The sequence below is a fragment of the Aquirufa sp. ROCK2-A2 genome (assembly GCF_054558485.1).
Genome location: NZ_JBPXKA010000003.1, coordinates 317,197 through 329,678, shown reverse-complemented (window position 1 = coordinate 329,678; position 12,482 = coordinate 317,197). Strand labels below are relative to the sequence as shown.

The following is a 12,482-nucleotide window of genomic DNA, read 5'->3' as shown; positions in this document are numbered from 1 at the left end:
TTTCGCTCTTTATTTAACGCTTTTGGGTTTAAGACTTCGGCAAGCTCAGTAACCGAGATCAGTGAACGTTATTAATTTTTAGTTCTTGTAAATGAATTTGCGGTTAATCCGGCGAAAGAAACGAAATAAATTATGAGGTATGATTTATTTCGGATGATACACTTTCTCCGCTGATTTTAATATCTCATTTTTATCCAAAGTCATCCGCTTCGTTTTTTGAGCTTGATACAAAGCTCTTTGATCTGCAAAGTGGGTGGATTCAGGATGGGAACTTGCACCAAATGTATTGACTGTTTCAATGATGGGAAGTGAACCATCTTTTGGGAAACGAACAAATCCAATATAGGCATCACCTGAAACCATTTTACGGTGTTTTTCATCCATTTGATCCGACATTACTGCGGCTAAAACGTCAGGCATTCCACCTTGTGGCCAATTTTCATTTCCTCTAACTAGGCGTTGAAAATCTCCCAACGTAATATCCGTTCTTTGGTAATTTTTCATGAGAAAATCATGTATATATTGAAAGGTTTGAACAGCTTGAGCGATACTTAAGTGGCTACCTTTTTCATTGCCAAATGTTTTTGGAATGTAATAATAGGCCAAATTATAAATCAATGCACCTTTACTTTCCGCGGAGGCCACATGATTCCAATTTTTCAATTCTTTTATGATTGAACTTAATTGAGGGTAATCATTTTCATTGACTAAGAACAAGGAGTCGGCACTAATGCCATATGGATAGAGAATTTTATTTGGTAATTGTTGATCAAATTTGATGCGCTTTAAATCTTCCCAGGAAATTTTTTCATAGGTATCAATGAGGTCTTTCGCTCTTCTGCTTCGATTATTGTGATAGGTTTCATAACCATCGTTTTTGTCGAAATTTGATGGATTTAAATTTTCATTTTCGGCCGTGGCCATAAATGGCGAATGATTGGTATTAAATAAATATCCTGCTTTAGGATTTAACATTTGAGGTAATTCGCTAAAGGGCTTGAACTTTGTCCATAAAGTTGCCTTGGTGTTTCCTGGCAAAGTACTGCTCCATTGAAATTTAGGATCAGGATTGCGATAAGGCATTTTACCATTGGAAACATAAAAAATATTATCTTCTTTATCGGCATACATAATATTAAACATGGCCAAATGATTTTGTTCCAAAGCTGTTTTGAATTCTTTCAGATTGGTTGATCGATTCATGGCATACCACTGTTGCAAAGCACCTGCGTCCATTAAAGAAGGCAATCGCAAAGAAAAATAAGTTCCATTTGGACTTTTTACAGTAGGACCATAGATGGAAACATAAGCCATTTTAGAAATTGGAAATGGAATTCCTTTGATTTGTAATTTGATTTTTCTCTTTTCCAAACTTAACCATTCTCCATCTACTTTATATTGGTTAGGGTGCTTTTTGTCCGTTTCTAATTGATATACATCGATTTTGTCTTGCATATTTACGGTATGTGCCCAAGCCAAATTAGGCGTTACTCCATGAAAAATTAAAGGACCGCCAGGAAATAATCCACCCAAAATATTCCAACCTTCTTCCGATTGCAAATGCGCTTCATAAAAGGCGGTAGCTCCTTCAATTGGCTGGTGAGCATTAATGACCAACATGGGTTCTCCACTGGCTGATTTGTTCGATTTAATGGCAAAAGCATTACTACCTTCCCCTTTTAAATTTTCCAATTCAGGAATACTACCATTCAAAATTTTGGGTAATGTCCGATCTACTCCACAAAATACAGCTACTGAGAACATGGTTGTTGCGATATAATCTTCAATAGCAATGGGAAAAACATGTTTGTTGAGAACTTCTTTGGGATGAGCAAGCCCATAAGCCTCAAGACCCTTTAAATAACCTTGAAGTAGTTGTAAAAATTTAGGGTCCATGGATTTAATTTGCTCATCAACTACTTTTCGAGTATTCAAAAGACCAAAAACAAAATCGACTGGTGCACCTTTTTTTCCTAAATAGGTTCCTAATTTACCTTTACCAGTTAGAATTAGGGTTTGAATGGTTTTGAAATCATCTTCCGAATGAGCCCAGGCTAATCCGTAAGCAACTTCGGGATCGGTTGGTGCAAAAATATGTGGGACACCGTAAGCATCTCGGGCGATGTTGATTTTTTCAACATTTATTTTTGGAATTTGAACATTTTGGGAAAATGTTAAAAATGATTGAATAAGTATGGCAAGCAAAAATAGTGCTTTAAAATTCATCGGTTATTTACTGTTAGGATTGGAAATGAGATTGGAAAATAAACGCCACGCGCCCGGGACTGCCGCTGGTAATTCTCTGAAAAAGACTAAACCGGTATAAATGAATCGACCTTTTCCGAAATGAATGAAAGCAATATTTCCTTTGTCTGAAGCTTCTTTTGGATCCGTAAATCCCAAAGGAAATTCCACGCTAGGATCTTCGGAAACGCCATTGTAAATACTTCTTTCTTGAACCCATTCGCTGAAATCATCAAAAGTGATTTTGTTCGGCTGATGAAAGACCGGATGTTCAGGCAATATAAATTCCGGTTTAGCGGTTTCATCGGTGATTCTAGTTCTACCTACTTTCAAAGGAACCGGTGCCATTTCAGCATTCATAGGACCTAAGAAACTCGCTGTATTGTACTGCACCACATAATTGCCCCCATTTTCTACGTATTTCATGATATCTTGATAGGCATTTGGCATAAATTCCAAGGTATTGTAGGCTCTAATTCCTGCAACGACAGCATCGTAATTTTTTAAATTTTCGTATTTCAGATCGGTCTCATTCAACATTTTTACTTGAAAGCCCATTTGACTTAATGCTTCAGGAACACGATCCCCTGCTCCTTTGATGTAACCAATCAGTTTACCTTTTTTGGCAAAATCAGTATGAATAACTTCCAATAAAACCTTGTTATAATAACGTTGGGTTAGAATATGGTCATAAGAAATCTTCTGCAATTCCAATGAATCTGTCCAACGACCTTTTTGGGTATCAAATTCTACTTGAAAGCTGTATGTTATTTTGCCATCTTGGATTAAATCCGATTCAGAAAACTGCAAAGGAATGGATAATCGTTCACCTTTGTGTAAACTATTGGTCATGTTAAATACACCAAATTCTTTGTTTTCATTGTTTAAAATTCGAATTCTCCCTGGTGATAGATTACTCAATGCTGTAATGACAACTTGAGTTGATTTTTTGGCTTTAGATCCCTTGGGCAACAATAATATATTGGGAATAATACTAAATGTTGTTTTCGGTGTGATCGCAATGGGCTGATTTAATTCTCCTTTTACAGGATCAATGATCAATTCTTGAACCGGTTTTTTAATCTCAAAATGTTCACCTAAAATAGCAAAGCTAGCTGTACTGATAATGGCAGGATCTACATCTGCTTGACCTATTTTTTCTGGATTATCATTTCCAAAATGACCTTTTTGTCTCATTTTTTCCAACCAATAGGCCTGACTAATTTGATCACCTACGGCAATGTTTTTGGTCCAATTGACTTTTTTATAAGCAGCTACTTTATTGGAATAAGTTGTATCCTCTTTCAGTGTTTTAAACGATAAATTGTCAATTTTAATGGGGGTACGAACAATGAATTCATGTTTTACTTTTAAAGTATCCGACTTGGCAACCATTCCTTTGTCGGTATTTGCACTGAAGTAAATAGATGATGCTTGGATAATCCATTGATTTATTTCTTCCAATTTTTTCTTTTTCCAAAATGGATCTGAAATACCTTGAACCTTTCTTTTCAGATTAATCATGGCCTCAACGCTCAAATAAGGTCGATCCATTTTAAAGTTCTGAATGATTTGATCAATATCTTCTTGAATGGCTTGTCCTTGATAGATTCGAGACCAAGAAGTATTTATTCCGTCATGGATATGTGTTTTTGGACTATCTCCTCCCAAGGTCACAAAATATTCAGTTGTTTTTCCACGATCAATGGCGAATCCAAATCCTTGACTTTTATGTTGGCTTCTACTCAAACCTGCAAGTTCGCCAGTGCTTTGTCCAAGCGCTGGTATAAAATTTCCTATTTCAAATTTGAATTGATCTTCAGATATGGTGGAATTGGCTGATCCTGGGAATCGAAATGTGTTCCAAAGTAACCTTTTGGCTTGCCAAACAGTTATTCCATTTTTTAATTGCTCAGGAAAACGATTCGGGTCTGCAGCAGCTTTGAATGCTTCAATAGCCAATACCGTAGAGGCAGAATGTTGCCCATGTCCCGCTCTAGAATCAGGAGGAAAACGGGTAAACATGATATCGGGTCTAGTTTTTCGAATCACATAGACCAAATTGGAAAGAATTAATTCTTTGTTCCATATTTTAAGCGCTTCATCCGTTGATTTCGAAAAACCAAAATCGATGGCTTGCGAAAAAAACTGATGAGCACCATCTAGCCTTCTTGCTGCTAATAATTCTTGAGTTCTAATTAAACCTAAGGCAATTCCTTGTTCATCTCCAATCAAATTTTGCCCTCCATCACCTCTGGTGCATGAAAAATAATTGGTTTCCCAATGTTGATCTCTGGCAAACCATGTTAATACATTGGTGCTTTCATCATCTGGATGTGCCGCAACGTGCAAAACCGTGCCTAACACTTGAATCGCTTTTAAATCTTCGTATAATTGAGCACTACTCTTTTGTTGAGCAAATGTGGAATACAGATTTAAGGCAAAAAGATTAATTAAAAGGAATTTTTTCATAAGTAAATATTAGTTTTCCCAATTATCTGTTCTGAACAAATTAAGGGGTAATCCATCTTTGCTAAATAAATTGGGCATGTCAATATTGTTGAATGCATATCTTACTGCTACAGGATTAGGTACTTGATCGGAATAAACAACCAGACTGTTACCATCTATTTTACCTTTAGCAGGATAAAATTTTTGATCATCTCCAGCAATTTGTAAATGGCTAGGCTCAGCCCCATCTTTGGTCATTAATTTTCCTCCCAATTCCTTGAAATATATTCGGATTTTATCTTTTTCTACGCGATGTCTGTCATATTTAGGATACATCATCGGTCCGGCTGATTGTCCATAAGTTTTCACCAAAGCTAAATTGGCGAAACGATTGGCTACCTCAATTTTCTGAGTCGGATGAATGTTGCTGACATCTGGAACCAAATCGGTTAATACGACCATTCCTGTATTTTCTAATGCCAAATTTCTAGTTTGGGCCTCACGTAATTTAGCACCTAAATTACTTGGATATTTATCATATGGGGCGATTTGAGCAAAATAAAAAGGTAGATTTTTATTGAATCCCGCTCTCCATGAAAGGATTAATTCATTCATTAATTCGGTGTAAGTGGAATATTGACTCACATTGCTTTCTCCTTGGTACCATAATACGCCTGCAATTTGATAATTCAAAATGGGCGCAATCATGGCATTGTAATTATCGCCAGCACGGCTTGACCACCAATCAAATGTTTGCAATTTTTTGGCAGATTCTACCAATTTGGGGTTACCTAAAACTTTATCTTGTGGTACCCAAACTTCGGCTGGTGTACCTCCCCAATTGGAATTGATCAATCCCATCGGGACCCCCAGTTTTTCATTGATTTTTTTCCCGAAGAAATAACCAATGGCTGAAAATGATTTCATGGCTTCCGGATTGCAAACGACCCATCTTGCTCTTAAATCTTCTTGAGGATAATCTGCGGTGGCTTTTGGAATATAAAAGAACCGAATACTTTTGTTGGTAGCATTGGGCATTTCATCCAAGGATTCTTGCAAACTTTGATCACCGCTCCATTCCATATTACTTTGTCCAGAAAATAACCAAACCTCTCCTATTAGCACATCTGAAATCTGTAGGGTATTTTTTGATCCAGAAATTTGAATGCTTTGATTTTCAGATGCTGACGGTGTATTTACCTCTAGAACCCAATGACCATATTTAGCAATGGCTTTAAAATGAGTTGTATCCCATGAAACTTTTACATTCACTGTTTCACTTGGAGTGGTTGTCCAACCCCATAATCTCACTTTGCTTTTTTGTTGCAAAACCATATGATCGCCAATGATGGCAGGAAGTTGAACATCAGCCAAGGCTGAGAATTGTGCAAGGATGCATCCAATTATTAAAAGGTATTTTTTCATAGTTATGTTTAGTTTAGTTTAGTATAACATTTTTCTGTTCCAAGGACCTCTGTATTCTCTAGCCAATAATTGGGTAGCCTCTGGATCATTTGGAATAATTTTTAAAATAGGATCATAAACTAAAGGCCGGCCTAATTTCATGGATAAATTGGCTAAAATACAACTTGCGGTTGAAATATGAGCTTCTGTTATGTCTGCTATTGGTTTTGATTTCTGATCGATGGCTGCTAAGAAATTTAAAAAATGCGCTCGAGTGGCTGGAGCAGCGTGAATCTCAATTCTTTTTTCTGTTACATCTTCTGGGTATTTTTCTCTTTCATACACACAATCTTGATGAATTTTTTCCCCTTTTCCTTGTGGAATAAAGTCATAGCTCATCGGACTCATTTTCAATGTCCCTAATTCTCCATAAATGGTTATTCCCCATGGATAATCTTTATCTACTGAGCTTCCCCAAGAACGATGTTGCCAAACACAATTTAAACCATCGTATTCAAAAACAGCGGTTTGAGTATCCGCAATATTGGATTTTCCGCCTTTTTGCACATAAATCCCTCCTTCTGAGCTGATTTTCTTTGGCCACCCTAGACCTAGCATCCATCGGGCTTGATCAAACATATGTACGCACATATCTCCCATGATACCATTTCCATATTCCATGAAGGCTCTCCACCAAGAAGTATGTGGTAGGCCATCAAAAGGTCTTAAAGGTGCTGGACCCGTCCACATTTCATAATCAAAATGATCAGGAACGGCTTGTAAAGGCGGATTACTATTATTTTTCATATGGTAGTAACAATACATTTCCACATGTGCGACTTTACCTAATAATCCCTTGTCGAGGATGTTATTTTTTGCTTCCACCAAATGCGGAGTACTTCTTCTTTGAGTCCCAACTTGTACCGTTTTGCCGTATTTTTTCGCTGCTGCAACCATGGCCTCACCTTCCAATACATCGACTGAAATAGGTTTTTGAACATATACATGCGCCCCAGCTTTCACTGAATCAATCATTTGTAATGGATGCCAATGATCTGGGCTACCAATTAACACCATATCCAATTCATTTTCAGCTAGTAGTTTTTGGTAATTACCATACAAGCGAGGAATTTTATTGGATTTGGTTCTTTCCGATATTAGTCTAGCAGCTTCGTTCAATTGATTTTTATCTACATCACAAAGAGCTACTACCTCTACTGGAGCCACTTGCATCAGTCGAAATAAATCACTTTTACCGTACCATCCCGTACCGATCAATGCCACTTTTAAAGGTTTATTGGGATGAATTAAATCCAATCCATAGGCGCCAAATTGACTTAATGCCAAAAGGGAGGTTGCTCCTTTTAAGAAATTTCTACGATTAATGTTGAATGAGTTCATATTCAATTGATTAAATAGGTTATTGCTGATTTAGCTGGAATGCTTAATTTTTGGTAACTATGCTTGTTTTTAAGTTGAAATAATTGGGGTGATTCCTCTTCATTCAATAATAAAATTACTTTTTTCTTATCTGGACGAATAAATGCAGTGCCCAAAAAACCTTTAGGTAGAGACATTTCTATTCTAACAGAACCAGCGGGTACAAATTTGGCAATTTGAGCGATGATGTAATAAGCCACATTTTTTTGAATTTTATCGGAAATGGTTAAAGCACCTAAACATTCAGAACATCCGCCCGGTGTATGTGGACCCCAAGCGGTATCATTGGCCAAATTCCATTCTAAAACGGTTTTTGCATCATTATTCATTGCTCCGATGATGACATTTTTCAAGTGCCACATAAAATCACCTTCAAAATCTCCTTTGATACCCGTCCATTGTTCGGTAAAATAAACATCTTTATCGGGATGAGCTTTTCGTACGGTAGACATGGCACGAATATCACCGCCATACAAATGAAAAGCAGAACCTGCTACATATTTTCGAGTGACAGGGTCATTGAGGATTTCAATGGCATATTCCGGATGATCACAGTTGTGATCGAACAATAATATTTTAGTTTGTAGCTGTTTTTTTTCAAATATTGGACCTAAATGATGTTTGATAAATTCATTTTGTTGATTGGCAGGAAAATAAAGACTTGGATTATTATCTGGATTTAATGGTTCATTTTGAGGAGTCATCGCAAAAATTTGTATGCCTTCTTTTTGCATGGACTGAATATATGTGGCCAAATAAGCGGCATAAACGGAATAATATTGGGGTTTTAATTGTCCACCTTTTGAAGATGCATTATCCTTCATCCATGTAGGCGGACTCCAAGGCGTAGCAATGATTTTGAGCTTTGGATTAATTTTTAAGATTTCTTTTAACAAGGGGATCTGAAAACGCTTTTCCGATTGAATACTGAAATACCTTAATGCTAAATCTTCCTTTTGATTGGGTAAATCGTCATAGGAATAAACCGCAGAATCTAAATCAGTTGCTCCAATTCCGATTCTTAAAACGGAAATGCCAATCGAATTGGGACCATTTCCAAAAAGCTCTTGCAAAAGATTTTTTCGAATAGATGTAGGCAAACGATAAATTAAAGAGGAACTTCCACCTGTCAAAGTAAATCCAAATCCATCAATTTTTTGGAATCGTTTATCAGGGAATGTTTCTAGGGTATTTAGATTCGGAAATGGAGTAGATGAAAATTGTTGAGCACCTTGTTCTTGAAGAAATTTCTGATCTCTAGCACTTGTTACCCAAGATTGAATGTTTGATTGCGCTGAAGAAATACTTGGTAAAATACATGCATATACAAGTACTGCTAGAAGTATTTTAGGTAATCGGAGATTCATATTGTAATAGGTTCAAACAAGAATCTAAATATAGGAAATAAATTGTAATTCTTAAATGAAGAATGGGGAAAAGCCTTCCCCATTCTTGATCTAAATCTTTTATTTATTTTTTTTTCTTGCTGCGGCTTTATGACCTGAAACTGCTCTATGGTCATCTAAACCAATGATTGTAACCGATCCTCCTTTGTGTTCATAATCATGTTTGAAATGTTCAATGTTTTCCATTACGGAGTGATCGACTAAATTAGTTTTACTCAAATCGATGGTCACTTTAAAGGACGGAGGAATGGCTTCTAATTTACGTTTAATTCCAAGGAAATTGGTAAAAACTGCGGCCTTTGAAATTTCCACTAAATATTGATCATCGGTAAAAGAAACCTCTGTAGGTGCTTTAAATATAGCTTTTAGAGGTTTGCCATTAAAAATATTGATGATTATTTCTGTCAGTATACCCGCGCCAATACCTACCAAAAGATCAACACCCAAGGTGAAAATGATGGTCACGATAAATATGAGCAATTGTTCTTTCCCTTTTTCCAAGGTATGAATAAATTCCTTTGGATGAGTTAATTTAATTCCTACCGTAATTAACATGGCTGCCAATGCCGTATTGGGAATTAATTCAATTAAATGGGAAGCTAAAAGAACAAAAAGTAAAATGAAAAATCCATGAAAGAAATTTGCCCATCGTGTTTTAGCTCCATTAGCATTATTGGCGGATGAACGAGCGACTTCGGAAATCATGGGTAAACCACCCAATACCGCTGCTATCGTATTTCCAATTCCTGTGGCAATCAAATCTTTGTTGGCATTTGATTTACGTCTAAATGGATCTAGCATGTCCATGGCTTTTACCGTCAATAGAGATTCCAATGAGCCCACCAAAGCGAACATGATGACAAATTTGATGAAAATTCCTGTTTGTTGAAATCCGCTGAAATCCACATTCCATTTGACATTATCCAATAAATTTCCAATATGAACCAAAGCATATTGAGGTTCTGTATGCTGGAAATCCATGATTAATTCTGCTGGAATTGCGATACATAAGACAACTAATGGGGCTGGTATTTTTTTAACGAGTGCATTTTTAATGTATGGCCAAGCCATCATAATGGTTAAACTTATGACACCAATAAAGGTAGCTCTAGGATCCATTTCACGAACAAATTCGGGTATGGAAGCTAATAATTCCAAAGGCTCTTTACCTTTGGTTAAGGCTGGATTGACGTCTAAAAAAACAGGAATTTGTTTACCAATGATGATTAAACCGATGGCAGCAAGCATTCCGTGAACGGCAGATAATGGAAAAAAGTCCATTAATTTTCCCAATTTAAAAACGCCAAAGAGTATCTGAACCAAGCCTGCAACCACCATTGCCCCTAAAGCCAAATGCCAGCCAATTTCTCCACCTCCAAATTCACTTACTGCCCCCGCAACAATGACAATTAAACCTGCCGCAGGCCCTTTAATGGCCAATCTAGATCCACTAAAAAAACTTACCACAATACCACCAATAATCGCCGAAACGAGTCCCATGATGGGTGGAAAATCTGATGCTTTGGCAATTCCTAAACTTAGTGGTAAGGCCAATAAAAACACAATAAAACCGGATGTGGCATCACTAGCAAAGTTTTCCTTTAATCCTGCTAAGCCATCCTTAGGTAAATTTGAATTTGATTTCATGATTTATAAAAATAAATTTTAAAAATATCTGTTTGAAAAATCAGAATGTGTGCGATAATTAGGTCCCATAAATACACGAGCATAAATTCGAATAATCGCTAATCCATCTAAAATGAAACATAATGAAACAAGTGTTGCTAAAACAAATTGCGTTTCATGTATGTGTGAGAAGATTAAATCCTCTCCAATAAAGGCTGGCGTGATGGGAAATCCCGTCATACCTAAACAGGCTAATAAAAAGACCAAGGCAATTTTTGGATGATTTTCAGAAAGTCCTTGGAATCGATTTAAGGTAATTTTACCTTCTTGCTTAAATAACCTTTGCAAACATAATGCACCTATAATTCCAGCTACTGAAATTCCACTTAGGTATAATATCGTTTCAATGATGTCGTATTTTTCATTAAATGACATCGCTAAAGCAATAAAAAAGTGATTCATGATGACCAATATCCAACTCATTCGAATACTTCTTCTTTGCGTAAACGATTTTAAAACCATGATTAAAGCAAGGAAAGCAATAACACTTGGAATAATTGCTAAAAGTTGTTTTGGAATATATTCTTGGTGAATAATTAAATAAACTCCAGCAATTAGGATCAACAAGAAGAAATAAATCAATCTTTTGATATTGACAAAATTCAACTTCTCACCTGCTACCTTAATGGGATTCCATAAATATTGGTACATCAAAGAATCTAAATTCCATTCGCGCAAACAAAGCATATAAAGGCTATATTGAATTCTCTTTGGAAAAGAATTTTCCATGCTTGTGGCTCTGGGTTCAAAATGGTAAAATTGTTCTCGGATTAAATAGCTGACCACTGATGGCGAAACCAATAATTGATAAGTTCTTAAAAACGCATTTCCCGCAAAGTGAAACAAGGCTAAATTTTCAAAACCTAGGGATATTTCTATGAAAATTAATCCAATTTGAGCGATGGAGGCATAAGCAATTTGACTCTTTACCGACGATTGAACCCTGGCGATTCCGGTGGTAATAATTGCCGTTATTAATCCCAAGGCACCAATTAGAATTCGAACAGAGGTTTGGTATTCCCAAAATGGAAATGTTCGCATCAATAAAAAGACCCCAATATGTACCGATAAAGAACCATAAAAAATGGCCGATGAAGGTGTTGGGCCTTCCATGGCTCTCGGTAACCATGATGAAAAAGGTAATTGTGCCGATTTCGCTGTGGCGGATAACAAAAACATTAAGGAGATAAATACACCGATGGCACTGTGCGATTGTAGATGCTCATGAACCAATTCTGCATTGTTTAATTCAAAAAAGGTGATATTCTCATGCCATAAATGATGGCTTGCCCACATGGCTAAAATAATTCCCACATCTCCAATTCGATAAATCGAGAACACCTTGACCGCATTTTTAACAGGTAAATACCGTTCACGATAAAATGAAATTAGTAAAAAGGATGATATGCCTAAAATTTCCCAACCGGTGAAAAGTGTTTCTAAATTACCCGAAAGGGTTGTTAAGCAATACCCTAGATAAAAGAATAATATTGTACTATAAAAGCGTTTATAACCTGATTCTCGATGTAAATAATACCTCGAGTAAACAGTGACCAAAAAGGTTAAAATAGCACCTACCATTAAATATACGGCCGTAATTCGATCGAATAAAAAATCGATTTGAAAGACATATTCTTCGTTTTTGAACAATATGATGTCAGCTAATTGAATGGTTGGTGTACCTAAAAATAACCAATAAAGTACAAAGGCTGTAGCCATACTTAATTGCATGCCTACGATTCCAAAAGCGGTACCTGAAATAAGTTTTTCCTTATTTTTCGGTAAAACCAAACTGATTAGAAAACCAGCCAAAGGAACCCAAATAAAAATTGGAAGGATGTTTTGCATGGT

7 protein-coding genes are annotated in these 12,482 nt (G+C 36.4%); all 7 read right to left on the bottom strand.

All coding sequences use genetic code 11. The features are described 5' to 3' along the window. Window positions 1–144: 144 nt before the first annotated feature. A complete protein-coding gene (locus V7S76_RS06935) occupies window positions 145–2,226 on the bottom strand; it encodes a penicillin acylase family protein (protein WP_459509334.1) in 2,082 nt (693 codons plus the stop codon). A 3-nt stretch (window positions 2,227–2,229) separates the two neighbouring features. Further along, entirely contained in the window at window positions 2,230–4,716 is a 2,487-nt protein-coding gene (locus V7S76_RS06930) for a PIG-L family deacetylase (protein WP_459509333.1), read from the bottom strand. Window positions 4,717–4,725: 9 nt separating this feature from the next. Continuing rightward, window positions 4,726–6,120 carry a sialate O-acetylesterase gene (locus V7S76_RS06925; protein WP_459509332.1) on the bottom strand — a complete coding sequence of 465 codons (1,395 nt, stop codon included), beginning with the start codon at window positions 6,118–6,120 and terminating at the stop codon, window positions 4,726–4,728. A gap of 18 nt (window positions 6,121–6,138) precedes the next feature. Beyond that, window positions 6,139–7,500, bottom strand: a complete 1,362-nt coding sequence (locus V7S76_RS06920; protein ID WP_459509331.1) for a Gfo/Idh/MocA family protein — start codon at window positions 7,498–7,500, stop codon at window positions 6,139–6,141. A 2-nt stretch (window positions 7,501–7,502) separates the two neighbouring features. Further along, window positions 7,503–8,906: a glycoside hydrolase family 30 protein gene (locus tag V7S76_RS06915; protein ID WP_459509330.1), complete on the bottom strand. Its 1,404-nt coding sequence runs from the start codon at window positions 8,904–8,906 to the stop codon at window positions 7,503–7,505. Window positions 8,907–9,005: 99 nt separating this feature from the next. Further along, complete coding sequence (locus V7S76_RS06910; RefSeq protein WP_459509329.1) at window positions 9,006–10,592, bottom strand: SulP family inorganic anion transporter; 1,587 nt, start codon at window positions 10,590–10,592, stop codon at window positions 9,006–9,008. Between the two features lie 18 nt (window positions 10,593–10,610). Further along, window positions 10,611–12,479 carry a proton-conducting transporter transmembrane domain-containing protein gene (locus V7S76_RS06905; protein ID WP_459509328.1) on the bottom strand — a complete coding sequence of 623 codons (1,869 nt, stop codon included), beginning with the start codon at window positions 12,477–12,479 and terminating at the stop codon, window positions 10,611–10,613. Window positions 12,480–12,482 lie beyond the last annotated feature (3 nt).